This is a genomic window from Serratia sp. 14-2641 (genome assembly GCF_001692375.1).
Lineage (GTDB): Bacteria > Pseudomonadota > Gammaproteobacteria > Enterobacterales > Enterobacteriaceae > Chania > Chania fonticola_C.
The window spans coordinates 105,331-130,294 of record NZ_LXKR01000095.1; the positions used below are offsets into that span (position 1 = coordinate 105,331).

The following is a 24,964-nucleotide window of genomic DNA, read 5'->3' on the forward strand; positions in this document are numbered from 1 at the left end:
AAAATCAATGGATCACACCTGGCACAGACGGCGAGCGCCTTCCAGCAGGGTGTCATTATCTTTCGAGAAACTAAGCCGGATAATGCCGGTATCGGTACCGTCGCTGTAGAACGCCGACAGCGGGATGGTGGCCACCTTGGCTTCGCGGATCAAGCGCACCGCAAAGTCGTTGTCGCTTTCATTACTGAAACCGCTAAAGCGGGCCAACATAAAGAAGCTGCCACGGCTAGGCAGTAACTCAAAGCGTGACTTTTGCAACGCGGCTGCCAGCAGATCGCGCTTTTGCTGATAGAACTCCGCCAACCCCAAGTAGCTTTGTGGATTATTCAGGGCGGCGGCAAAGGCATATTGCATCGGCGTATCGGCAGAGAACACCATAAATTGGTGCACCTTGCGGATTTCGTCCATCAGCGCTGCCGGTGCCATGCAGTAACCGACGCGCCAACCGGTGACGTGATAGGTCTTGCCAAAGGAAGAGACGATCACGCTGCGTTCTGCCAGAGCAGGATGGCAGGCCATGCTGTGGTGAATGCCGCCGTCGAAGACCACGTGTTCATACACTTCATCGGAAAGAATGACGATATCGGTATTGCGGGTCAGGGCGGTCAGGCGCTCGATATCGTGTTCGTCGAATACGCTGCCGGTAGGGTTATGCGGGCTGTTGACGATGATCATTCGCGTTTTGCTGTTGATTGCCGCCGCCACCTCATTCCAATCGATGGTTAAATCTTGCAGCGAAAGCTTGATGGCAACCGGAGTTGCCCCTTGCAGGCGCACAATCGGGGCGTAGCTGTCGAAGGCGGGTTCGAAATAGATCACCTCATCGCCGGGATGCACCAGTGCGCTGATGGCGGAGTACAACCCTTCGCTGGCGCTGGCGATCACCGTGATTTCGTCGTCGGCGTCATAGCGGGCGCCATACAGCCGCTCAACTTTTTCCGCCAGTGCATGACGTAATGCTGCTACACCGCTCATTGGGGCGTACTGGTTATGACCTGCACGCATGGCTTGGGCGACGCCCTCAACCAGTTGCACATCACAGGCAAAATTGGGTGCGCCCTGTGACAGATTCAGGGCTTGATGTTCGGCGCTCAGTTGGCCAATCACGGTGAAAATGGTAGTGCCAACGTCCGGCAGTTTCGAACGTTGCGAGCAGGCGCTGTGCATGGTGGGCTCCTGGCAAAAGAATCGAGTGTCGAATGATTAAGCATCAGTTAGGATGGGCTAACAAGAGAAAGTTCGTCATGCTTGCCATGCAGCCAGATCATGGCTGACAGTGAAAATAAATGCAGGTATCGGGATTTATTATGCAAATATCGCTGCCGTCGCTCGACGTGCTGAAGACCTTTGTGGTGGTCGCTGAGCGTCTCAATTTCACCCATGCGGCCCAGGCACTGCATCTAACGCAGGGCGCGGTCAGCCGCCAGATCCTGGGATTGGAACAGCAGCTGGGTTACCCGCTGTTTAGCCGCCGCGCGCGTGGGCTGACGCTAACGCCACAGGGCGCGCTGCTGTTGGCGCCGGTGCAGCTGGCGTTAGAGCAATTGGCGCAAGCGCTGGCCAAGGCCGGGGAACAGCCGGGTACGCTACGCGTCAAATGCCCAACCTGTGCGATGCGCTGGGTATTACCGCGTATTATTCGCCTGCAGAATGAACGGCCAGAGATGCATATCGAACTGACCGCGTCGGTGTCGCACGGGCTGGATTTTGGCAGCGAACATTTTGATGCGGCGGTGGTGTTTGGCAAACCTCAGGGCAAACGGCTGGTGGTGCACCACCTGTTTGATGAGATCCTGACGCCAGTCTGCACGCCAAACTATCTGCCTGACCTGGTTCGGCCACCAGAACCTGCCGATCTGGCGGAGACAACCTTGCTGCATCCTACGCGCGATCGCCGTGATTGGTTGCTATGGTTGAAAGCGGCGGGGCAGACGGCTTTGCCCTCAGCCAAGTCACAGCATTTTGATACGCTCGATCTGGCGATGAGCGCCGCTTTACAGGGCTGTGGTATCGCCATTGGCGATTTGTGCCTGCTGGAGGAGGATATTCAGGCCAATCGCATTATTACGCCGTTCCCGATCAGCGTGGTCAGCGGTGCCGCCTATTATCTGGTTTACCCCGAACATGCGGTGGTGCCTGTGGCCTTAACCCGGCTGGTGGAGTGGCTGGGGGCAGAGGCGCAAGCCAGCCGGAGCAGACTGCATCATCTGCTAACAACAACGCAGACGAATTGATTCTGCAAACAAAAAGAGTATGGCAAACTGCGTGCTCACATCTATTAATGCCTCCTGGCCGACATTGCCGGCGGGGACGTGCCTGAGAATAAAATTATGAAATGGCTTTGTGTGGTGAGTATGTTGTCCGGCCTGGCTATCAGCCCGGTTTTTGCGCAGGAAAGCAGTGCGACCCAAGGGATTTATGCTCAGGAGCGTGATGCCTTTGTCTCTAACCTGATGAAGCAGATGACGCTGGAAGAGAAAATCGGCCAGCTACGTTTGATCAGCGTTGGGCCAGATAACCCGAAAGAGGCCATTCGTGACGGCATCAGCAAAGGCCAGATCGGGGCGATCTTTAACACCGTGACCCGTCCGGATATCCGCGTGATGCAGGATCAGGCCATGCAGCTCAGCCGTCTAAAGATCCCCCTGTTTTTTGCTTATGACGTGGTCCATGGCCAGCGTACCGTATTCCCGATCAGCCTGGGGCTGGCGGCGAGCTTTGATCTGGAGGCTATCGCCCTGAGCGGACGTGTTTCAGCCCAGGAAGCCAGTGATGACGGCCTGAACATGACCTTCTCACCGATGGTCGATATTACCCGCGATCCGCGTTGGGGCCGGGTATCTGAAGGGTTCGGAGAGGATACCTGGCTGGTATCGAAGATTGCCAAGGTGATGGTGGATGCCTACCAGAATGGCGATCCGTCCAAGCCGGGTTCGGTGATGGCCAGCGTGAAGCATTTTGCCCTGTATGGCGCAGTTGAAGGGGGCCGTGACTACAACACCGTCGATATGAGCCCGTTGCGTATGCATCAGGATTACCTGCCGCCATATAAGGCGGCGGTAGATGCTGGTAGCGGTGGAGTGATGGTTTCGCTTAACTCGATCAACGGCGTACCGGCAACGGCCAATCCGTGGCTGCTGAAAGATCTGCTACGTGATCAGTGGGGTTTTAAAGGCATCACCATCAGCGATCACGGTGCGATTAAAGAGTTGATTAAGCATGGCGTGGCCGCGGATGCGCGTGACGCGGTGCGCTTGGCGATCACCTCAGGGGTCGACATGAGCATGAGCGACGAGTATTACGACCAATACTTGCCGGGTTTGGTGAAGGATGGCCTGGTTTCTGAAAGCGAGATCGACCGTGCCTGCCGCGACGTGCTGAACACCAAATATGATATGGGCCTGTTTAAAGATCCGTATAACCACCTTGGTCCGGTAGGGTCCGACCCGCAGGATACCAATGCCGAAAGCCGTCTGCACCGTGCGGAAGCCCGCGTGATTGCCCGTAAAACGATGGTGCTGCTGAAAAATGACAAGCAGACGCTGCCATTGCAAAAGCAGGGCACTATTGCGCTGATCGGGCCGATGGCCGACAGCCAGCGCGATATCATGGGAAGCTGGTCGGCGGCAGGCGTGGTGAAGCAGTCGATCACCGTGCGTGAAGGTCTGCAGAATGCGGTGGGCGATAAGGCCAGCATCTTGTACGCCAAAGGGGCCAATATCACTCAGGACAAGAGCATTGTTGATTATCTGAACGAGTATGAAACTGCGGTCGCCTTTGATACACGCCCGCCACAACAGATGATTGATGAAGCGGTAAAGATTGCCAAACAGGCTGACGTGGTAGTGGCGGTAGTAGGGGAAGCGCAAGGAATGGCTCATGAAGCCTCTAGCCGGGCGGACATCACCATTCCACAAAGCCAGCGTGACCTGATCGCGGCGTTGAAAGCCACTGGTAAACCGCTGGTTCTGGTGCTGATGAATGGCCGTCCGTTGGCATTGAGCTGGGAAAGTGAACAGGCTGATGCGATGCTGGAAACCTGGTACAGCGGCACCGAAGGCGGTAACGCCATCGCCGACGTGCTGTTTGGTGACTACAACCCTTCCGGTAAGCTGCCAATGACTTTCCCACGTTCGGTGGGGCAGATCCCGATTTACTACAACCATCTCAACACTGGCCGACCGTTCGGCAAGGAAAACCCGGGCAAGTACACTTCGCGCTACTTTGATTCGCCAAATGGCCCACTGTATCCGTTTGGTTATGGTCTGAGTTATAGCCAGTTTGCCCTGTCCGATTTCAAACTTTCCAGCCCCGAGATGGCGCGCGACGGCAAAATTACCGCCAGCGTGATGCTGAAAAACACCGGTAAATATAACGGTGCCACCGTGGTACAGCTGTATGTGCAGGATGTGACCGCCTCGGTCAGCCGCCCGATCAAGGAGCTGCGTAACTTCAAGAAGGTGACGTTGCGTGCCGGGCAGGAACAGCGGGTGGAACTACCTATCACCGAGGACGATCTGAAGTTTTATAACGCCAGCCTGAAATGGGGCGCGGAGCCGGGTAAATTCAACGTGTTTGTTGGCCTGGACTCGGACAATCTGCAACAGCAGAGCTTTATCCTGAAATAAGTTTGTGAGGGAACAAGGCATCCCGGCTCCAACGCCATGTTCCCTCATCAAATACCAAGTGGTTCATGATAAAAATCACCGGAGATTGCACCATGAAAAGATATCTGGACTGTAGCGCCAGCGATCTGGCCAACATCAGCAAAGACGATCTGATCTACGCCATCCGTGCCAGCGAAGGGCGCATTCTGGTCAGTGAGGCCATCGCGGTCACTCAGCCGCTGCTCAATAACGTCACCAATGCCGAACTGGCTGCCAGCCAGGGGGCCGACATCCTGTTGCTGAACCTGTTTGATGTCAATCAGCCGCACATTGCCGGGCTGCCTGCCGATGTGCCACCAGAAGAAGCCATACGTGAGCTACAACGGCTGACCGGGCGCGTCATTGGGGTCAATCTGGAAGCCGTCGATCCGGCGTTTGCCACCACGCATAATGAGTTCTGGCAGATGACGGCGGGGCGCGCAGCAACGGCGGAAAACGCCCGAAAATTGTATGAGCTTGGCGCTCGCATGGTGGTCTTGACCGGTAACCCGAATAACGGCGTCAGCAACCAGGCGATTGCCGAGGCGCTGAAGCACATTCGTGATGAAGTGGGCGATAAGCTGGTGCTGGTGACCGGCAAAATGCACGGTGCCGGGATTGTGCGTGAAAGCGGCAGCCAGTTGATCACCGAGCAAGATATTGCACTATTCATTGAAAACGGGGCTGACATTGTTCTATTACCTGCACCGGGCACTATCCCTGGAATGTCGCAGGAAAAGGTCGCCGCGCTGATCGCATTTACTCAGCAACAGGGCGCGCTGGCGATGACCGCCATCGGCACTTCACAGGAGGGGGCCGATGTGCAAACCCTTCGCCAGATTGCCCTGATGAGCAAAATGGCCGGAGCAGATCTGCACCATATTGGCGATACCGGCTATCTTGGCTTGGCGTTGCCGGAGAATATCTTTGCCTACAGCGTGGCGATCCGTGGTGTACGCCACACCTATACACGCATAGCTCGCTCCGTTAACCGCTAGCGTTTCAGGTTCCACACTCAATTTGTGGAACGTTAAGTTCCCTCATCCCAGCCCTCTGTTGGGATGAGAGGCATCACCGAACTCATTCTCTTTCTTTTCTCGCCTTGTTTGATCCGGTTGATTGTTTAGTTCTCGCTATCGCTATATCATTTTGTATATAACGATAATCCACCGGAAACTCCCATGTTCAAACGCCTATTACTGCTTGCCATTCTCTTCTCATCCGCCGCTTTGGCGGATCGCCAGGTCACCGATCAACTCAACCGTACCGTGACGCTGCCGGACCACATTACCCGAGCCGTGGTGCTACAACATCAGACATTAAACTTGCTGGTACAGCTAGACGCCATGCCGCAGGTGGTTGGCGTGCTCAACAGTTGGCAGAAACAGTTGGGGCCCAACTATTTACGGCTGGCTCCGAGCCTGGCCAAGATGCCCATGCCGGGCGATCTTACGGCGGTCAATATTGAAAGCCTGCTGGCTCTGCACCCACAGGTAGTGTTTGTGGCCAACTATGCCCCGGCAGATATGATAGCCCAAATCGAACGTGCCGGTATTCCGGTGGTGGCGATCTCGCTGCGCCGTGAACCGGTGGCTCAGGCTGGGAAAGTCAACCCTGTGTTAGAAAATGAAGATCGGGTTTATAACCTTGGCTTGCAGGATGGTATTCGCCTGATTGGCAAGGTGATGGGCCGCGAAGCGCAGGCGGATACGATGGTGAAAGATGTTTTCCAACAGCGCGCGTTGGTGGCCAAGCGTCTGCAGGATATCCCAGAGGATCAACGGGTGCGGGTCTATATGGCCAACCCGGATCTCACCACTTACGGTTCGGGTAAATACACCGGCCTGATGATGCAACATGCCGGTGCCGTCAACGTAGCGGCCAAAGACATTCAGGGCTTTAAGCAGGTTTCTATCGAAGACGTGCTGAAGTGGAACCCGGCGGTGATCTTTGTGCAAGAGCGTTATCCCGACGTGGTGCAGCAGATCCTGACTTCGCCACAGTGGCAGGCGATTGACGCGGTGAAACACCAACGGGTTTACCTGATGCCAGAATATGCCAAAGCCTGGGGCTACCCAATGCCGGAAGCATTGGCGCTTGGGGAACTGTGGATGGCAAAAACGCTCTACCCACAGCGTTTCACCGACGTTGATCTGCAACAGCATGTAGACGCTTACTATCAACGCTATTACCGTGCCACTTGCTGCCAGAGCGGCAAATGAAGCTGGGGTTGTTGCTACTGCTCACGGCCTGTTGCGCACTGCTCTCCCTGGGTATTGGCCGCTATCCGGTCACGGCTGGCCATAGCCTGATGATTTTGTTGGAGCCGGTTATCGGTCAGCATGCAGATATCACGGCGATCGAACGGCAGGTGATCCTTGGCGTGCGTGTGCCGCGCGTGCTGTTGGCGATGGGGGCGGGTGCGGCCTTGGCGCTGTGTGGGGCGGCCTTGCAAGGGGTCTTTCGTAACCCGTTGGTCGATCCACATATTATCGGCGTCTCTTCTGGCGCTGCTTTTGGCGGCACCTTGGCGATCCTGCTTGGCCTGCCGGTATTGATGCTGTTGCTGAGTGCCTTCGTCTTTGGCATGTTGGCGCTGTTGCTGATTTTTGCCATCACCAGCGCCATCGCCCGGCGTAATGTTCTTTCTTTGGTGTTGGCTGGGGTGATCCTTAGTGGCTTCTTTTCCGCCTGCGTCAGCCTGGTGCAATACCTGGCCGATAGCGAAGAGAAGCTGCCCAGCATCGTATTCTGGTTACTTGGCAGCTTTGCCACGGCGGATAGCCATAAATTGCTGATGTTGTTCCTGCCGCTACTGCTGGCCGGTGGCCTGTTATTGGCACTACGTTGGCGTATTAACCTGCTTTCTTTGGGGGATGAGGATGCGGCTGCGTTAGGGATTAACGTTGAACGCACCCGTTGGTTGATCCTGACGCTGTGTGCGGCGATCGTGGCTGCACAGGTGGCAGTCAGCGGCAGCATTGGCTGGGTAGGGTTGCTGATCCCGCATTTGGCACGCCTGCTGGTGGGGCCGGACCATCGGCGTTTATTACCTGCCGCGATGTGCCTTGGGGCGTTGTATATGGTGCTGATCGACGATTTGGCGCGCACCTTAAGCAGCAGTGAAATTCCTTTGGGTATTCTCACCGCTCTGATCGGCGCTCCTTTGTTTGCCTTGCTGCTACGTCGTGCGCAGGTAAGGGGCTGGAATGGCTGAAACGCTGCTACAGGTCAGCAACCTGAGCTTTGGCTGGCCAGGTCAACCCAAGTTATTCCAACAACTCGATTTGCATCTGCAACGCGGCGAAGTGCTGGCAGTGCTTGGCCCCAACGGGCGTGGCAAAAGCACCTTGATGCAACTCTTGTTGGGCGCTTTGCCGTTACAGCAAGGGAGCGTTGTCGCCCATTGCGGATTAGGGTTTGTGCCGCAGTATTTCACGCCGCCGTTTGCCTACAAAGTGCTGGATATTGTGTTGATGGGCCGGGCTCGGCATGTCGGGCTGTTCCGTTCGCCTTCGGCTGAGGATCATCAGTTAGCCAAACAGGCCCTTTATTCGCTGGATATGCTGGCATTTGCCGATCGCGAGTTTGGCAGCCTTTCCGGTGGCCAGCGCCAATTAGTGCTGATAGCCCGGGCGTTGGCGATGGCTTGTGAAGTGCTGATCCTCGATGAGCCGACCTCGGCACTGGATTTACACCATCAGGACCGGGTGCTGACCATGATCGACCAACTGGCACGAGAACGGCAGATGGCGGTGATATTCTCGACTCACCAACCTAATCATGCTTATGCCGTGGCCGACCGCGCACTCTTGCTGGGGGCTGAAGGGCGCCATCAGTTGGGCTGTTGCCAGCAGGTGCTGACGGCAAACAATCTTGCGCCGCTGTTCCATTTGCCGATTGAACGGGTATCCGTTCCCTTTGCAGGCAGCCAACTGGAAACGTTAGTGCCCATCTTCCACAGCCAACAGGAGCGCAACCGTGAATAGCATTACTCTTTTTGCCGCAGGAAGCCTGAGGCTGGCGTTCACTCCGCTGTTGGCGGCGTTTGAGCAGGAGAGCGGTTACCGGGTCGAGGCCACCTTTGGCCCGGCGGGGATGCTGCGGGAACGGATTGAACAAGGAGAAAGGCCGCAGGTGTTTGCCTCTGCCAATCTTGAACATCCACAGCGGCTGGTGGCCCTCGATTTTGCGCAGGCGGTACAGCCGTTTACCCGTAATCGCCTATGCGCCACGGTGCGTAATATCCCGGAGTTAACGCAACCGGATTTGCTGACGTTGCTGTGCGACCCACAATGGCGTGTTGGCACCTCGACACCGGTAGCCGATCCTTCCGGTGACTATGCGCAACAGTTGTTCGAGCGCCTGGAGCAGTGCTTGCCGGGGCAGGGGAGTGCATTGCGTAGCAGGGCAGTGGCGCTGGTGGGTGGGCCAGATTCTGAGCCCATACCGGCGGGCCGGTTGGCTGCAGAATACCTGCTTGCGGAAGGTCTGGCGGATATCTTTCTTGGCTACGCCAGCTATGCCAATGCCTTAGCCGCCTGCGTGCAGGTAAAAGTGCGTAGATTGCCTACCGTGCTCGACTTCAAAGTGACCTATGGACTGTGTCTACTGAACGAAGGTAGTGTGGCCGCGCAGGCGTTGGTGGCCTTTATTCTGGGCGTTCGAGGGCAGAGGATTTTACAGCGCATGGGCATGCTGGTGTTAGACTAATGCTTTACTATCAACAACATTAAGTTATTAGCTTAATAATTTATCGGCTTGGTAACTTGTTTATTAGGCTTGCCAGCTCACTTGTTTATTAACTTGTTAAGCTGGCATGTTGTTGAGTTACTCAGATCTTCTTTAACAGGGCCAGCAATTGCGCCTCGCTCTTGTCGGCCAAAGTGTCGATGGCCAACTTGATCACATCGGAACGGGTAATGCGCACGATGCCGTTACGCGCCGCATGACCGATCACTTCGTCGATCATCTCCACGTGGTTATCCGTCAGGCTGACGGACAGCGCTTTATAAATGCGCTTACGGCCCTGGGGCTTTTCGGCAGGTGCTGCGGGGGCAGGAACAATCAACGTATGCGACGTAGCGCTGTTGATAAATTCATCTTCCGACATGCGGTGGGTTGGCGTACGTTTTTTCACAGGATCACCTCGGTTACCAGGCTTTCGATTTCGTGCTGGGCTTTTTCATTGTGCGCTTCATGCACGGTTAGTGCTTCGCCCCAGGCATCGCGATAAATTTTGCGATCGCACAGGCGATTGTTCACCAACTTCAGTTCCGGGTATTCACTCAGCACTTCGGCCGCTTCGTTGGCTTCGTTAATGAAGATATTGGTTGGGCACAGGTTGAGCACAATGTGGCCTTTTACCTTTTCATTGTATTCCTGGGCGGTGGAGAACATCTCGGACAGGTAGCCGATGGTATCCAGGTCCATCTGCGAAGGGCGCAACGGCGAGATAAACAGGTCGGCGGCCAGCAGCCCGGAGCGTAATTCTGCGCTGTCGCGGCCAGCGGTATCGACAATCACATAATCGTAGTGACGATTCAGTTCCAGCAGGGTTTCTTTGATCTTGCCTGAGGCGGCCACCACTGGGATCTGTGGAAGCCCTTCAACATTCTGACGGTCGTTGAACCAGGTCATGATGGATTTCTGGTCGTCGGCATCGACGATAATGGCCGTTTTCTTCTGCTGCAGGATCAGATATCCGGCGATGTTTACCGCCATGGTCGATTTGCCGACACCGCCTTTCTGCGAACCAATCAAAACAATCATGTTGCCATCTCTCAAGTTGCCAAGCAGATAACTTACCAATCAACTAACTTAATAAGTTAATGCGCTTGCTAGGTTGGTAATTAAATGAGTTAACAAGTGCGTATGACGACAATATGCCCCATTGGCAGCGGCTTGCCAAGTAGTGAAAGTCTTAACTTGTGGGTTTACTTGTTTATCAACTTACTAACTTAGTAAGTAATTGGTTGAGAAAAAGGACTAAAATAGGCGTTGGATTTAACTAAGTTAATAGCTTAACAGGTTGGTATTTTGTGAAGTGATTAAGGTAGGAGTCTGGCGGAACCGCATGTCGGATGCGGTCCCGCTTGGGGGGATACGCTACTTTTTCATCATGTTTTTCAGATTGGCGAAGGGGTTATGTGTGGCTAACCCTACGTCTTTCTGTGCATCTTCACCAGCGACCACCGTGGAGCCATACTGATCGGCTTCAGTGTATTTTGAGTGTTCATGATCGTGGCAGTACAGGCACAGCATCTCCCAGTTGCTACCGTCTTCCGGGTTGTTGCTGTGGTCATGATCGATGTGATGCACCGTCAGTTCACGCAGGTTGGAGTAAACAAATTCGCGTGAACAGCGCCCGCAGACCCACGGGAAGATTTTCAGTGCTTTTTCGCGGTAACCGGTTTCCAGTCGCGCGTAGTTTTTTGGAATGTATGCCATGTGGGCACCTACAGGATCAGAATAATATTGCGCTCAATATTACCACAAACCTCATGCGGACAAGCTAGTGGAATCGTTCTACCGCCCAGTCGATAAGGACCCGCAGTTTGGCACTGAGATGGCGTTGGGTAAATGACGGGTCAAAATAAATCAGCTAGGGCATGGAGCACTGGCCTGGTTGCCTGTCAGACGCATCATGACCAAATCTGTCACAAGGCTTCCCATCGACAAGAACTAAAAATGAAAAGGTGTTTTACATAAATAAAACAATGTTTCATTTTTCGTGATTAAGATCTCGAATCACTCACATACCGGGAGTAAAACAAAATCCAGCATGGTATCACTGTGCCCATCGAAGGCACATTGCTCCCTTCACCTTTCAAGCTACAGCACCGTAGGCTAGGGGATCTTTTGCCCAAGCAAACTGCGGCTTGGGATCTATTGGGTAACAAGAAATCCGTCCTTCCTACATAAATAATGTAAATAATGAGGGATATCGTGGACATATTGCTGAGTTTGGTAAAAACACCATCGGTTATCATTGCGATCGTCGCCTTCCTGGGGCTGATTTTCCAACGAGCACCGATTTCAAGGATTATCACCGGGACCTTACTCTCCTTCATCGGTTTCACCATGATCAAGGTGGGTGGCAGCATTTTGATGAAGGTGTTAACTGCGTTCAGCTCACTGTTTTCTAACGCATTTAATATTGTCGGGGTGGTGCCGAGCAACGAAGCCATTATGGCAGCGACCATCGATAAACTGGGGGCGACAGCTGCGGTGATCCTGCTGTTCTCCATGTTGCTGAATATTTTGCTGGCGCGATTTACCCGCTTTAAAAATATCTATCTTTCCCTGCATCTGGTGCTGTTTATGGCTTTTGCGCTGACGGCAGTGCTGGCCGAACTGGGCTACAGCCATGTTGCTATCGTGACTATCGCTTCAATCTTCATTGGCTGTTACATGGCAATATCACCGTATATATTGAGCAAGTTCAGCCGGGATATTATTGGCTCAAATGATTATGCCATTTCTCATGCGGCTATTTCCTCGTATATTATTGGTTCTTATATGGGAAAATGGTTCGGTAATAAAAAGCACGACACCGAACACGTGGTGATCAGCAACAAGTTTGACTTTATCCGTGAGCCTAACGTCGCTACGCTGTTAACGATGTTAATCCTGCTGGTCATTTCCAGCATCTTCGCCACACAACCGCAGGTTAAGGACGCCATGACCATGGTTTATGGTGCCGGGGCAGCCGATAAAAACGTGCTGATCTTTGTGTTGGAACAGTCGGCGATTTTTGCCTGTGGACTGTATATGGCCAAGGCTGGGGTCAACATGTTTACTGCAGAGATCGTGCCAGCGTTCAAAGGGTTTGCCAAAGTGTTCGCCCCAGGCGCTGTGCCAGCAGTGGATGTGATGGTGCTGTTTACCAAGGCGCCTAATGCCACATTGATCGGTTTCTTGGTCAGTTTCCTGGTGGAACTAGTCTGTATCCTGATTTTCCCGTTTATCGGTTTGCCGATTATTGTGCCCGGCATTATGGCCAGCTTTATTACCGGCGGTGCGGCGGCGATATTTGGTAACGCGACCGGCGGGTTCCGTGGGGCTATCATTGCCAGTACCATCAACGGCCTGCTGCTGTGTGTGTTCCCGGCGCTGACGCTGCATCTGTTCGCTGGCCTGGGGGCCAATGGCGTAACCTTTGCCGACCCGGACTTCACCATTTCATCGCTGCTGATCAACACTGTGTTTGGGTGGTTTAAATAATATTTCACCGTCAGCGGCGGCCGCTTCTCATCAACTCTGCTCTCTTCAGTTTGCCGCCCCTTAAGGGGTGGCTTCTGTTGTCCTTCCTAACGTTATTCCGAAGGCGGAAACATTAAGCGCATCAGGGCAATTTCCTTCAATACACTCCCGCTGTAACCCGGCACGCTGGCACCTGTAACTCTCTTTTACAGGTGCTGACTATGACGCTTTATCTTTCTATGGCCGCTTTTGCGTTGGCCTCCTCTATTACTCCCGGTCCGGTAAACATCGTGGCACTTAGCTGTGGCGCGCAGTTTGGCTTCACGACCAGCCTGCGGCATGTGACCGGCGCAACCTTGGGCTTTACGTTATTACTGGTATCGGTTGGCTTGGGAATGCATGAAGTGCTTACCTTATGGCCGGGGCTGACCACCGTTATTCTCTGGGGCGGCGTGGCTTTTCTGCTCTATATGGCCTATCAGCTTGCTGCGGATGACGGGAAACTGAGCCAGGGTAATCGGCAACAAACCCCCTCTTATTGGTATGGTGCCTTGCTGCAATTGCTGAACCCCAAGGCCTGGTTAGCTTCAGTTGCCAGTATGGGGGCCTTTGTCGGTGATGGGGAGATGCGGTTGCTGTGGCAATTTGCCGGGCTCTATTTTGTGATTTGCTACCTGTCGATAGCCTGTTGGGCCTACGCTGGGGCGATGCTTAGCGGCCTGTTGCAGCGGGCGCACAATCTGCGGCGCTTTAACCGCTTGATGGCGCTGCTGCTGGCGTTCAGCGCCTGTTACTTGCTGGCAGAGGGGATCTGATACTGGCCGGGGGTGGCTGCCAGCAGCTGTTTGAAGGTGCGCTGAAAGTGCGCCTGATCGGCAAACCCGCTTTCGTTGGCGGCAGCTGCAATGGAGAAGCCCTGTTTCAGTAGCCGCTGGCCGTGCTGGACGCGCTGATTGACCAGATAGGCATGAGGCGTCATGCCGTAGCGTTTCTTGAATGCGCGGATCAGGTAAGAAGGGGAGAGTCCGGATGCTTGGCAGATCGACTCTAACGTCAGTGACTGGGTGCAATGAGTACGGATAAACGCCGCAGCCATTTCCAATTTAGGGGTCATATCCTGCTGCGGAACCGGGGACTCGCCGAGTAACTGCGGCAGGTTACTGAAGTAATCCACTAAGGCGATCTGTTTTTCCAGATGGCAACAGAGCGGATCGGTCAGTACCCCATACAGCTGATTCAGGCCGCTAAACAGCGCCTTATCCTGGCTGATAATCTGCTTGAACGGAATAAAGCCCGCATTAGGGTCCTGCTGAAGCGTTGCCAACCAGTGCTGGTCGATATAAAACATGGTATAGGCCCAACGCTGGTCGCCAATGGGGTTGCAGCCGTGAGCCTGTTGTGGATTGATGATCACCACATCACCGGTTTTCACCTGGAGGTGCTGATCGCCGTTAACATAGGTACTGGTACCGGCGGTGATGGTGCCAATACAGAAGAACTCGTGGCTGTGCAGCGCATAACAGAGCTTGCGGCCATCTTCGACGGCGCGGGCCTCAACGAACGGCAGGCGTTCATCGCGCCAGAATTGTGGGGCATATTGGCTCATCGTCTCTTCTCTGGCGTTGTTACGGGGAGAGTTTGTTATAGCGCAAATAGTATCGTGTGGTCGAGAGGGAACAGGAAAATGGTAGCGTGGTTGCAACGATTGGTTTTGCCGCCGGTGGTGATGGCAGTTTGTGCTGCTGGGATGGCGGCAACCTGCTGGCTAACCGAGGGGGGCTGGCAAGATAGCCTGCTTATTCTCTTGGCCGCTGGCGTATTGGCGGTGGCTTCCTTGGCGATCATGTTTAGTGCCAGTTATGCCTTTCACCGGGCGGGTACCACGCTACATCCACAAAAATTTCAGCGGGTCAGCGCGTTGTTGGTTAACGGAGTTTTCCGTTTCAGCCGTAATCCGGTGTATCTGGGGCAGATCCTGCTGTTGGCGGCTTGGGGGCTATTTCTGGGAGGGATCGGCGTCTGGTTATGGTGGGGGCTGTTTTTTGCCTACCTGGATCGCGTGCAGATCCCGCGTGAAGAGGCGTTCCTACGAGACAACTTTGGGCAAGACTATCGGGTGTTTTGCGATCAGGTAAGGCGTTGGCTTTGAGGCCCCTCACCCTGTGGGTGAGGGGTAATTTTGAGGCTGAATATCAATCTTCTTCTTCGTTACGCGCCATCATTTGCCGCTGGTGCTCATCACTGGCAGCCTGGATCTCCTCCAGCACCGAGTCAACGTCGGCCCGCTTGCTGGTTTCAACAAACTTACCGGTCAGCTCTGTCTCCGGCGTCAGGTTGCCTTCCTGGTACAGCGCCCAAATCTCTTTGGCATACTTGCTGCCCAGCAGCTGCGGCGCATACTGGCCGTAGTAGTGAGTCATATTGTTGATATCGCGTTCAAACATGCTTTTGGCGTGGTTGTTGGCGGCGGCATCTACCACCTGCGGCAGATCGATTATCACCGGCCCGTCTTTATCCATCAGCACGTTGAACTCTGACAAATCGCCGTGAACCAGCCCAACACAGAGCATGCGTACGGCATAGTTCATCATCAAGGCGTGATCGTTCAACGCCTGTTCCGGCGTTAACGTGACGTCACTCAGGCGTGGGGCTACCAGACCTTCTTCATCGGTGATCAGCTCCATCAGCAATACACCGTCCAGGCAGATATCCGGCTGTGGCACACGTACGCCAGCCTTGGCCAGCAGGTATAGCGCGTCCACTTCGGTATTCTGCCAGGCCTCTTCCTGCTGTTGGCGGCCAAATTTGGAGCCTTTGCTCATGGCGCGTGCATCGCGGCTATTGCGCACCTTGCGGCCTTCCTGGTAGTTCACGGCCTGCTTGAAGTTGCGTTTATCGGCTTCTTTGTACACTTTGGCGCAGCGGATCTCTTTACCGCAACGCACGATAAATACGTCGGCTTCTTTGCCACTTTTCAAACGGCGGATGACGTCGTCGATTAAACCATCATCTACCAATGGCTGGAGTCGTTTTGGAATTTTCATGCAGCCTTGTACCCTATTTAGGCTCCGCTGTGAATATTTGCTTATGGTCTTAATGAAAAATCAGACCAAAAAGGCAAAAATGGGTTTTGCCGCCGGGGTGGTACATTGCCTCCCCGGAGGACCTTACTCTGCTTCGGCCATGACCCAGACGCTAACGCTGCCGCCGTTGACCGGGAAGGCTGCGCTTCCGTGCTCATCCGTCATGATATCGTCCTCGCGGTTGCCGAGAAAGTCACGCCAGGATTTATGCGCAAAATTTTCGCCTAGTGCGACGGTTTTACTGCTTTCGGCCCCGTTGGTCATCACCACCACGCAACCCGGCTGCTCGGCAGTGCCACTGCGGCTGAAGGCGATGCAGTGCGGGTCGTCAAAATAGTCGTGTTGTTCGCCGTTGGCAAAGCGTTGACGCGCCTGGATCAGTTTCTCCAGTTCGGCAATCACCGGCATTTCAATCTGGTATTCCTGGCCATCATCGCCTTGATCGCTATAACTGGCACCGTACAGATCCGGGTAAAACAGGCAAGGAACGCCTTGTTCACGCAGCAGGATCAGGGCGTAGGCCAGCGGTTTGAACCAGGGTTCGACCGGCGCTTCGAGCGATTGCAACGGCTGAGTGTCATGGTTTGCCACCAGGGTTACCGCATGGGCAGGATCGACGGCGACCAGCGTATCGGTAAACAGCTGTGACATATCGTAACCATCGCCCTGTTTTGACGCCAGATGGAATTTCAGCTGTAGCGGTACGTCGAACAGCATCACCTTACCATCGACCAGTGCTAAATACTGTTGTAATGCTGCCAGATCGTGTGACCAGTATTCGGCCACGATAAACAGATCGCGCTGTGCCGCATCGCGCACGTGAACTGCCCAGTCTTTAAAGAACCAGGCTGGGATATGTTTGGTGGCATCCAGCCGGAACCCGTCACAAGGCAGGATTTCCATCAACCAGCGTGCCCAGTATTTTAGCTCCTCAACGACGGCTTGGTTACGGAACTCCACGTTGGCGCCCATCAAATAGTCAAAGTTGCCGTTTTCGTCGTCAACCTGATCGTTCCAACCCTCTTCGCCGTAGTCATTGGCAATTTTGAAGATGCCTTTGTCATCCGGTTGCTCGATATAATCGACGCCGCTAAAGCAGGTGTAGTCCCAGATAAATTTGGAATAGGTCCCTTGCCGCCCAGGGAAGGTAAAGCGAGTGTAGGCCAGTGCGTCAAGGCCAACCTCTGCGATATCGTTACGGTTATCTTCATCGACCTTATAGACGTGCACCTGCTCTTTTTCATCGGCGCCGATCTTGTGGTTGAACACCACGTCATAGATCACCCGGATCTGATGCTCGCGCAGGCTATTAACGGCCTGCGTCAACGCCTCTTTGTCGCCATATTTGGTGGCGCGGGTGCCTTTTTGATCAAACTCCCCCAGATCGAACAGATCGTAGCTGTCATACCCCACCGAATAGCCACCCGCAGCCCCTTTATAGGCTGGTGGCAGCCATAGATCGGTCACACCTAGCTCGGCCAGGGCGGGGGCACGTTCGGTGACCTCCTGCCATAGCCTGCCACCATCCGGGTAGTACCAATGGAAAAACTGTAACAGCGTGGTCTTTTTCGTCATCAGTCAGTACCCCGATTCGTCAGTAAACGTGTGCCAAATGCTAGACCCCTCTAAGCATGGGCCACTTTTGGCAAAAGGGAAAATAGCTAGCGTTAGCCTGCAAGCAGAGTAGCCTCTTGGCGCGGAGAGAGTATGGCCGATTTGCCCGCCGCCCGTGAACTGTGAGCCGTTTCACCGTTCGGGCGTTTCCGTTATGTGAATATATAACCAGTTGATAACAAAATACTAACTATAGCAGGGAGTAGGGATGATGGATTACCCGATGGGCGTTTCCGCGCTGGTGACTTTGGTGGTGATCGCCTTATGGGCAACGTCGCGTTTGCCGGAGTATCTGGTTGCGCTGCTGTTTTTTGCTGCGGTGATGGTGTTACAGCTAGCGCCGACGGCCGTGGTGTTTTCCGGGTTTGCCTCATCGGCATTCTGGCTGGTATTGAGCGGCTTTGTGCTGGGAACGGCCATTCGTTCTACGGGGCTGGCGGATCGGCTGGCCAACCGCATTCTGCCGCTACTGGCCGGTTCCTGGCCACGGCTGGTGGGCGGTGTGGTAGCCATCAGCTATGCGCTGGCCTTTGTCATGCCGTCGAATATGGGGCGTATTACCCTGCTGATGCCGATCATCATGGCATTGGCCGAACGTGCCGGGTTGGCGGAAGGATCGCGTGGCCGCTACGGCCTGGCGCTAGCGGTGGGGTTTGGCACCTTCCAACTTTCGGCCAGCATTCTGCCTGCCAACGTACCTAATCTGGTCATGAGCGGGGCGGCAGAAAGCGCCTATGGCATTCACTTTACCTATCTGGCTTACCTGCTGCTGCATGCACCGATCCTGGGCCTGGCGAAAGGCGCGTTGCTGACGTTATGCATCTGCTGGCTATTCCGTGCCAAACCGCAGCCGGTGGAAAAAACCACCGAGCAGAGTCCACTTAGCGTGGCGGAATGGCGGTTGATCGCGCTGTTGCTGATCACGGTGCTGTTGTGGATCACCGATAGCTGGCACGGCATCGCTCCCGCCTGGGTAGGGCTGACTGCTGCCTGCGTTTGCCTGTTGCCGCGCATTGGTTTCCTGACGGGGGAGCAGTTTGCTGCCGGTGCCAACATTCGCACCTGTCTCTATGTGGCCGGGATCCTTGGGTTGACGGCTTTGGTGAGCCATTCCGGGTTGGGGGACTGGTTAGGCAGCGCGTTGCTGAACGTCATACCGCAAACCCAGGGCCGGCCATTTACCGCTTTTGGCATGGTGATCGGTATTACGACGCTGTTGAATTTTGTCGTGACGGCCAATGGCGTACCCGCGCTGTTCACGCCGCTGGCACAGGTTCTGTCAGAGGGGAGTGGCTTGCCGCTAACCACGGTATTAATGACGCAGGTGATTGGCTATGCTACGCCGCTGCTGCCGTATCAGGCATCACCGATTGTGGTGGCAATGGGGATGGGGAAAGTTCCACCGCGTGAAGGACTGAAACTGTGTCTGCTGCTGGCCCTGTTAACCTTTGGGCTGTTGGTGCCGTTGGATTATCTGTGGTTCGGGTTATTGGGCTGGTTTGGCTGACAAGCAAAAGGCGGCACCAAGGCCGCCTCTTTGCAAAAACTGTTTAACGATTAGTTATAGATAATCGCGGTGCCGTGCAGTTTGTTGCTGCCGGTTGTTGCGATGATCTGGAAGGATTTGGCGCCGGCTGCATCCGCTTTAGCCGCCAGTTTATTTTCCAGCGATGTCAGGTCAGAAGCGCCACTCACGGTGATCACGCCTGATTGTTGCAGATCGGCCGGTTGGCTGCTGACCAAATCTGCGGCGAAGCTACCGAAAGATACAGAAGCTAGTGCGATGGCGGCGAGGGTCATTTTCAGGTTTTTCATAATGGTTTCCTAACTCTACATGAGCAATAAAAGTTTTTGTGTTATCCCGTTTAATTACTTAACGGTCGATAAGTTAATGTTAGGCCTCTGCCCCAACGATTGCAAATGTTTTTTTAGTGGTCGTTAATTAATTCGTGCTATTCCGCTCAAGCTACGGGATCTGGAGAGGGACTGTCAGGGTGGTTTTTTTAATTAACTTATTGTTATTTAATTTATTTACTCATATTTTCTCGAGTTTGTCGTCACCTTGTAGCATGACGCAACCCGGACTGAACGCCATTTTCTGCCCGGCAGGGGCGCCATTGGCCGCATTGCTTACCGATCGCTAATTAAAAGTTGCTCGCTTATCATCGGCGGCGTACTATTTTTTGTACCGATCGATAATTTAATGATTGTGCCCGCGTTGGGCCACCGGGAAAGTGAGGGGTCTATGAGTATCAATAATGAAGACGCATGCGCGAAGAAATCACGCGGCAGGCCGAAGCAGTTTGATCGCGATCAGGCCGTTGAGCAGTCGCTTGAACTGTTCTGGCGCCATGGCTATGAATCCACCTCGTTGGCCGATCTGGTGGAAGCGACCGGGGCTAAAGCACCTACGTTGTATGCGGAGTTTGGCAACAAAGAGGGGCTGTTTCGCGCCGCAGTTGAGCGCTATCTGAGCCGCTACGTGGAATGTTACAACCGCCTGCTGGCCCAGGAGTTACCGATAGCCGATATCGTCGAGGCTTATTTGCGCACCTCGGCAGAGGTATTTACCGATCCGGAAAACCCTAGTGGCTGTTTTATGGTTTGTGCCAACGCCGCCTTGTCCTCCTCCTCAAACGATCTGGCCGAGATGTTGCGCAACAAGCATTTTGCGCAGGAAACCAGCCTGAAAGACTGCTTTGACCGTAAGGTGCAGCAAGGGGAGTTGCTGGCGCGAACCGATACCGCGTTGTTGGCGAAATACATTATTTGCCTGATTGAAGGCATGTCCGCCCAGGCGCGTGAAGGGGCCAGCCGTGAAGATCTGCTGCGGCTGCTGGATACCACCATGATGGTGTGGCCGCGTTTGAGCCAGGTGGGCAACAAAGTTTGATCCGCCGCTAGACAACCCCTCTCTCATTGCGGGAAAGGGGCCAGTTTTACCGCGTTGTCAGTATCATATGCAGTAATGGGAAAGGCTTGCCTTGGCCATCCAGCTCGCTGCGGCCCGTCACCTCAAAACCGTAATGCTGATAAAACGCCAATGCCTGCGGATTCTGCTCGTTGACGTCCAGCAGCAGTTCTTGATGCATGGGCGCAACCTCGGCCAGCAGGGCTTTGCCAATGCCTTCGCCACGCCGATCGGCATCAATAAACAGCATTTCCACTTTGTTGCCATCCAGGCCGATAAAACCGCATAGCTGCCCCGCAGTATCTTCGGCAACCCAGACGCTGACCGCCGGGAGATAGTCGTTGAGGATCAGCGGATACAGGCGCGAAATATCCTCTTCGGCCAGGAAGTGATGGGTGGCGCGAACCGAGCGCTGCCAGATTGCGACTAGCTGCACGTTATCCGTAGCCACACGCGTTCTTATCGTTATCATCGAAATTCTCAATTTATTGTCATTTTAGCTATTCACATAGTGAGTTGAGCAGTCTCAGACTCAGCCCCTCACTATGATAAACTGCGCCATAGGTTGTGGACAGGGGGATGGAAGTGATACGCGCAGCGATAGAGAAACAGGTGCTCAGCCTGACCGGGCTGGCACTCGGCGGGATTGATTTTGAAAATCCGGCTGGCGATCCGGGGCTGTTTGGCCCACAGTCTGTCACTTGGCAAGTGCATGGTGACTTCACCTCCATGCTTTGCGGCGGCGTCAGTGCGCTGCTGTTGCAGATGCTGCACCCGTTGGCCTTGGCGGGCGTGTGGGATCATTCCAACTTCCGCGAGGATATGCTGGGCCGCCTGCGTCGTACCAGCCAGTTTATCTCCGTCACCACGTTTGGCCCCAGTGCAGAGGCGCAACGCCTGATCGCCAAAGTCAAAGCCATCCATTTACAGGTCAACGGCACCGACAATAACGGCCAGCCTTATGCCGCCAGCGATCCGCATCTGCTCACCTGGGTCCATGTCGCCGAAAGCAGCCGTTTCCTGGCCTCGCACCTGCGTTACCGTAATCCGCATCTGTCCCTTGCTCAACAAGATACCTATTATCGTGAAGCGGCTCGCGTAGCGGAAGCCTTGGGCGCGCGCGATGTTCCAAAATCCTGTGCGGCGGTTGACGATTATCTGCAACAGATGCGCCCGCAGTTGGTCTGCGATGAACGCACGCTGGAAGTGGCGCGCATTCTGCTGGCGGCCCCGGCTCCCAGCACGCTTGCGCGGCCGTTCGGCGTATTGGTGATGCAGGCAGGGATCGATCTGTTGCCGGACTGGGCGCAGCAACAGTTGGGATTCACCCCAGGAGCGACCCGGCGGCGGTGCGTGCGTATTGGCGTTGGCGGCGTTGGAAGAGTGCTACGCGCTTCGGTACGCAATGGCTCCTACCATCGGGCGATGCGGCGCATGAATAAGAGCGCATCAGCGCAATGTTAGCCAGCGCGGCCACTTTTGAGACTATTGCCCGTGATCCCGATTGATGATGCGTTCTACACTGGCCCAGAGAAATATTCTATTTTTAGCGTACAGCCTATTTGTGCGCCAGCAACCCCTTGAGGTGATATGAACGAGTCAAACGTACTTGCTGAAGTGAATAACGAGAATCAAACGCTGGTCGCGGTGGTTCAGCAAGATAGCCGGGCCGCCTATTTTTATATCTACCCAACGGAAGAGTACAGTGAACGTTTTCAGGTGCGAGCCTGTTGGCTGCGCAACCTGGCTACGGCTCCGCAGCAGGAAGATCGCGCCGCTATGGAAGCCGGTCTTCCCCCAATGTTGGCGGCCGAGTATTGCCGTAATCTGGAAGGCGAAGCGCCATTGGATCCCGCAGGGCTGATGGTGATCTGGACGGAAAGCGACGACGGTGCTGCCCTGTGGTATCACGGGCAACTGCTAGCGGTGATCCCCGGCTGGAGTTTATACATCGATCACTCGGTCTGCTATTCGGCAAGCTGCATCAAAGAGAACCCATTGGCCTATCCGCTGGGCTCTGCATCCACCAATACGCAATATGCGCTGGCGGAAAATACCCGGCAGTTCTGGCGTAGCTGGCAGCGGGAAGAGGGGAATCCTTGGCCAAAAATGCAGAGTGATTACCTGGCTCAATACGAACAACACTTTGGCCCTTCGGTGAAGTATTACGCTATCGATCAGGGTAAATGGCCGCCGATGGCCATCACCCAGCATGAGCGCGACGGGGTTTACTATTTTCTGACCATGGGGGTCAGCATTCGGCCGATGCCGTGGGTAGAGATTCTGTTCAACGACGATGCCGCCAGATTCCGCCGGATGGAGATGGCGATAGCCATCGATGGCCAGTATATGACCGAAGAGAATGCGGTGCAGATGGCCAGCGCGCTAGCTGGATTTGCCCATGTGCCCTGGGCGAACATCACCTGGTTTGGCGAAGGGCATACGCTGGCGTCGGCGGTGGCTCCGCAGGGCTATGAAGGCTATGTGCTCTCTTCGTCATTTTATCCCTACAGTGAGCACTTGGTATTGCCTAAACAATACGGTGATACGGTGAATATTTTCTGGGCCAGCCCGGTGTTTGCCACCGAGCGGGAATTGGCGCAGGCCACGCCCAACGGGGGCCACGATTTGGTGAAGAATATGCGTGAGCAGGGTGTGGACCATATCTTCCGCCCACGTCAGCCTCTTGTTTAACGAGTGCGAGCACTGTCTATTTTATGATCGCTTTTGGAGCCAGCTATGAAGTCAGCGTTGTTAGTTATCGATGTGCAGCAGGGTTTGTTTAATCCCCCGCCAGCAGAGGCCGAGCAAGTGCTCACGCGGATTAATCAACTGAGTGATCGTGCCCGGCAGGCTGGTGCGCCGGTAATTTTTATTCAGCACCAGACGGCTCATGAGGAACTACCGCACGGCAGCGAAGCGTGGCAAATTCATGCTGCGTTACAGGTGAAAAACGGCGATCATCGAATAGACAAAACCACGCCGGATTCCTTTTTACGGACCAATCTCGGCAAACTGCTGATTGCCGAAGGGGTGACACAGTTGGTGATCTGCGGCTATTCCACGGAATACTGCGTCGATACCACCACCCGTCGGGCTGCTGGTCTGGGTTATCCGGTGGTGCTGGCGGCAGATGCACATACCAGCCACGACAAGCCCCACGCCAGCGGGCTGCAAATCCGTACTCACCATAATGCGACCTTGTCGAGTATCGAGAGTTTTGGCGTGGCGATCCGCGCCGTGCCGACAGCCGAAGTGAGTTTCTGAGCCGGATGTCGCCCTTGACGCAGTTCTGAGCGGGGTGTAACGTAGCCGAATGAATATCTTCCCGCAGTTCACATCTTGTTTTAGCTGGTGGCGCCTTTTCTAAGGGCGGCACGGGTATTCATCCCTCTTTTTTAATGCCGCCGGTTTTGGCGGCATTTTTATAGCGTTGATCCGGCGGTCTGTTTACTTCCAGGAGCAAGGCTATGAGTTACACCATTCTGACTGGCGATCGCGCCACCGGTTCACTGCATTTGGGTCATTACGTCGGTTCACTGCGCCAGCGCGTTGAGCTACAGCATCATCATCAGCAAACGGTAATGGTGGCCGACCTGCAAGGGCTGACCGATAACGGCAGCAATCCGCAAAAAATCAGTGCCAACGTGCTAAACGTGGTGGCCGATTATCTGGCGGTGGGGATCGACCCTGCCAAGACCACGCTGTGTCTGCAATCGGCGCTTCCGGCGCTGGCAGAACTGACGATGTATTACCTCAATCTGGTCACCGTCGCCCGCCTCGAACGTAACCCCACGGTGAAAAGCGAAATCATCGAGAAAGACTTTTCACGTAGCCTCCCTGCCGGATTCCTGATTTACCCGGTCAGTCAGGCGGCGGATATCACTGCTTTTGGGGCGACTCACGTGCCGGTTGGGGAAGATCAGTTACCGATGCTGGAGCAAACCAACGAAATTGTCCGGCGCTTTAACCGCATCGTCGATCGCGAGGTGCTGGTGGAGTGCCAGCCGTTGCTGAGCCGCGTTGGTCGGCTGCCGGGGCTAGATGGGCAGGGCAAGATGTCCAAGTCACGCGGCAATACCATCATGCTGGGGGCCAGCGCCGACGAAGTGCATAAGGCGGTGATGAGCATGTTTACCGATCCCAACCACCTGAACGTCAGCGATCCCGGCCAGGTGGAAGGCAATATGGTATTCACCTATCTGGACGCGTTTTGCGAGGACGCGGCGCTGGTGGCACAGTTGAAGGATCACTATCGTCAGGGCGGTTTGGGTGACGTGAAGATTAAACGGTTGTTGGAGGATTGCCTGCAAACCCTGCTGGAGCCTATCCGCACCCGGCGGGCCGAGTACAGCGCCGATAAGGGCGAACTGATGCGTATCCTGAGAGAGGGCAGCCAGCGGGCCAATCAGGTGACTCAGGGCACCTTGGCACAGGTCAAGTCCGCGCTGGGTCTGGATTTTTTTGCCCCGGATTGAGGATCCCTCTCCGGTAGGAGAGGGAAA

At 54.8% G+C, this 24,964-nt stretch carries 25 protein-coding genes; 16 read left to right on the plus strand and 9 right to left on the minus strand.

The features are described 5' to 3' along the window. Positions 1-12: 12 nt before the first annotated feature. Positions 13-1,167, minus strand: coding sequence for a pyridoxal phosphate-dependent aminotransferase (locus A6U95_RS27410; protein WP_065686785.1), 1,155 nt, complete (start codon positions 1,165-1,167; stop codon positions 13-15). 140 nt (positions 1,168-1,307) lie between these two features. Between A6U95_RS27410 and A6U95_RS27415 the strand changes: the two genes are divergently transcribed. The 7 genes from A6U95_RS27415 to A6U95_RS27445 all read left to right on the plus strand — a co-directional run bounded on the left by A6U95_RS27415 (position 1,308) and on the right by A6U95_RS27445 (position 9,359). Then, complete coding sequence (locus A6U95_RS27415; RefSeq protein WP_065686786.1) at positions 1,308-2,234, plus strand: LysR substrate-binding domain-containing protein; 927 nt, start codon at positions 1,308-1,310, stop codon at positions 2,232-2,234. Between the two features lie 96 nt (positions 2,235-2,330). Continuing rightward, entirely contained in the window at positions 2,331-4,628 is a 2,298-nt protein-coding gene (gene bglX, locus A6U95_RS27420) for a beta-glucosidase BglX (protein ID WP_065686787.1), read from the plus strand. A 92-nt stretch (positions 4,629-4,720) separates the two neighbouring features. After that, entirely contained in the window at positions 4,721-5,644 is a 924-nt protein-coding gene (locus tag A6U95_RS27425; protein ID WP_065686788.1) for a PEP phosphonomutase, read from the plus strand. A 183-nt stretch (positions 5,645-5,827) separates the two neighbouring features. Further along, entirely contained in the window at positions 5,828-6,868 is a 1,041-nt protein-coding gene (locus A6U95_RS27430; protein ID WP_065686789.1) for an ABC transporter substrate-binding protein, read from the plus strand. Beyond that, entirely contained in the window at positions 6,865-7,863 is a 999-nt protein-coding gene (locus tag A6U95_RS27435; RefSeq protein WP_065686790.1) for an iron ABC transporter permease, read from the plus strand. The genes A6U95_RS27430 and A6U95_RS27435 overlap by 4 nt, the downstream gene beginning before the upstream one ends. Continuing rightward, entirely contained in the window at positions 7,856-8,635 is a 780-nt protein-coding gene (locus A6U95_RS27440) for an ABC transporter ATP-binding protein (RefSeq protein ID WP_065686791.1), read from the plus strand. The genes A6U95_RS27435 and A6U95_RS27440 overlap by 8 nt, the downstream gene beginning before the upstream one ends. Continuing rightward, entirely contained in the window at positions 8,628-9,359 is a 732-nt protein-coding gene (locus A6U95_RS27445; RefSeq protein ID WP_065686792.1) for a substrate-binding domain-containing protein, read from the plus strand. The genes A6U95_RS27440 and A6U95_RS27445 overlap by 8 nt, the downstream gene beginning before the upstream one ends. Positions 9,360-9,480: 121 nt before the next feature. Here A6U95_RS27445 and A6U95_RS27450 read toward each other — a convergent pair whose 3' ends face one another. The 3 genes from A6U95_RS27450 to yajD all read right to left on the minus strand — a co-directional run bounded on the left by A6U95_RS27450 (position 9,481) and on the right by yajD (position 11,096). Further along, positions 9,481-9,786, minus strand: coding sequence for a hypothetical protein (locus A6U95_RS27450; protein WP_065686793.1), 306 nt, complete (start codon positions 9,784-9,786; stop codon positions 9,481-9,483). After that, a complete protein-coding gene (locus A6U95_RS27455; RefSeq protein ID WP_024485357.1) occupies positions 9,783-10,418 on the minus strand; it encodes a division plane positioning ATPase MipZ in 636 nt (211 codons plus the stop codon). Before A6U95_RS27455 ends, A6U95_RS27450 begins: the two co-directional genes overlap by 4 nt. 336 nt (positions 10,419-10,754) lie before the next feature. Beyond that, the gene (gene yajD, locus A6U95_RS27460) at positions 10,755-11,096 is read right to left on the minus strand and encodes an HNH nuclease YajD (RefSeq protein ID WP_021180444.1); all 342 of its coding nucleotides are present in this window, start codon (positions 11,094-11,096) and stop codon (positions 10,755-10,757) included. Positions 11,097-11,594: 498 nt separating this feature from the next. On the opposite strand from yajD, the gene A6U95_RS27465 reads away from it, so the two are divergent. After that, the gene (locus A6U95_RS27465; RefSeq protein WP_065686794.1) at positions 11,595-12,872 is read left to right on the plus strand and encodes a PTS ascorbate transporter subunit IIC; all 1,278 of its coding nucleotides are present in this window, start codon (positions 11,595-11,597) and stop codon (positions 12,870-12,872) included. Positions 12,873-13,072: 200 nt separating this feature from the next. Continuing rightward, positions 13,073-13,666, plus strand: a complete 594-nt coding sequence (locus A6U95_RS27470) for a LysE family translocator (protein WP_065686795.1) — start codon at positions 13,073-13,075, stop codon at positions 13,664-13,666. Here A6U95_RS27470 and A6U95_RS27475 read toward each other — a convergent pair. Beyond that, on the minus strand, positions 13,642-14,457 hold the full coding sequence (locus tag A6U95_RS27475; protein ID WP_065686796.1) for an AraC family transcriptional regulator: 816 nt from the start codon (positions 14,455-14,457) through the stop codon (positions 13,642-13,644). The genes A6U95_RS27470 and A6U95_RS27475 overlap by 25 nt on opposite strands. A 78-nt stretch (positions 14,458-14,535) precedes the next feature. Here A6U95_RS27475 and A6U95_RS27480 point away from each other — a divergent pair, with 78 nt between their 5' ends. Beyond that, a complete protein-coding gene (locus A6U95_RS27480; RefSeq protein ID WP_083196473.1) occupies positions 14,536-15,000 on the plus strand; it encodes an isoprenylcysteine carboxylmethyltransferase family protein in 465 nt (154 codons plus the stop codon). A gap of 43 nt (positions 15,001-15,043) precedes the next feature. Here A6U95_RS27480 and A6U95_RS27485 read toward each other — a convergent pair whose 3' ends face one another. Both A6U95_RS27485 and amyA read right to left on the minus strand, forming a co-directional pair. Further along, entirely contained in the window at positions 15,044-15,895 is an 852-nt protein-coding gene (locus tag A6U95_RS27485; protein ID WP_065686797.1) for a PA4780 family RIO1-like protein kinase, read from the minus strand. Between the two features lie 123 nt (positions 15,896-16,018). Further along, a complete protein-coding gene (amyA, locus tag A6U95_RS27490) occupies positions 16,019-17,509 on the minus strand; it encodes an alpha-amylase (RefSeq protein WP_065686798.1) in 1,491 nt (496 codons plus the stop codon). A 247-nt stretch (positions 17,510-17,756) separates the two neighbouring features. Here amyA and A6U95_RS27495 point away from each other — a divergent pair, with 247 nt between their 5' ends. Next, positions 17,757-19,055, plus strand: coding sequence for an SLC13 family permease (locus tag A6U95_RS27495; RefSeq protein ID WP_065686799.1), 1,299 nt, complete (start codon positions 17,757-17,759; stop codon positions 19,053-19,055). 50 nt (positions 19,056-19,105) lie between these two features. Here the strand turns inward: A6U95_RS27495 and A6U95_RS27500 are convergent, their stop codons facing one another. After that, positions 19,106-19,363: a YdgH/BhsA/McbA-like domain containing protein gene (locus tag A6U95_RS27500; protein ID WP_024527443.1), complete on the minus strand. Its 258-nt coding sequence runs from the start codon at positions 19,361-19,363 to the stop codon at positions 19,106-19,108. 430 nt (positions 19,364-19,793) lie between these two features. On the opposite strand from A6U95_RS27500, the gene A6U95_RS27505 reads away from it, so the two are divergent. After that, positions 19,794-20,441, plus strand: coding sequence for a TetR/AcrR family transcriptional regulator (locus A6U95_RS27505; RefSeq protein ID WP_065686800.1), 648 nt, complete (start codon positions 19,794-19,796; stop codon positions 20,439-20,441). A gap of 46 nt (positions 20,442-20,487) precedes the next feature. Here the strand turns inward: A6U95_RS27505 and A6U95_RS27510 are convergent, their stop codons facing one another. Then, positions 20,488-20,931, minus strand: a complete 444-nt coding sequence (locus A6U95_RS27510; RefSeq protein ID WP_065686801.1) for an acetyltransferase — start codon at positions 20,929-20,931, stop codon at positions 20,488-20,490. Between the two features lie 107 nt (positions 20,932-21,038). Here A6U95_RS27510 and A6U95_RS27515 point away from each other — a divergent pair, with 107 nt between their 5' ends. The 4 genes from A6U95_RS27515 (at position 21,039) to trpS (ending at position 24,937) form a co-directional block, all read left to right on the plus strand. Beyond that, positions 21,039-21,923: an oxygenase MpaB family protein gene (locus tag A6U95_RS27515; RefSeq protein WP_065686802.1), complete on the plus strand. Its 885-nt coding sequence runs from the start codon at positions 21,039-21,041 to the stop codon at positions 21,921-21,923. A 126-nt stretch (positions 21,924-22,049) separates the two neighbouring features. Then, a complete protein-coding gene (locus tag A6U95_RS27520) occupies positions 22,050-23,153 on the plus strand; it encodes a suppressor of fused domain protein (RefSeq protein WP_065686803.1) in 1,104 nt (367 codons plus the stop codon). Between the two features lie 45 nt (positions 23,154-23,198). Beyond that, positions 23,199-23,726 (plus strand): cysteine hydrolase family protein, encoded by a 528-nt coding sequence (locus A6U95_RS27525; protein WP_065686804.1) that lies wholly within the window; start codon positions 23,199-23,201, stop codon positions 23,724-23,726. Between the two features lie 203 nt (positions 23,727-23,929). Continuing rightward, positions 23,930-24,937, plus strand: a complete 1,008-nt coding sequence (gene trpS / locus A6U95_RS27530) for a tryptophan--tRNA ligase (RefSeq protein WP_065686805.1) — start codon at positions 23,930-23,932, stop codon at positions 24,935-24,937. The last annotated feature ends 27 nt before the right edge of the window (positions 24,938-24,964 follow it).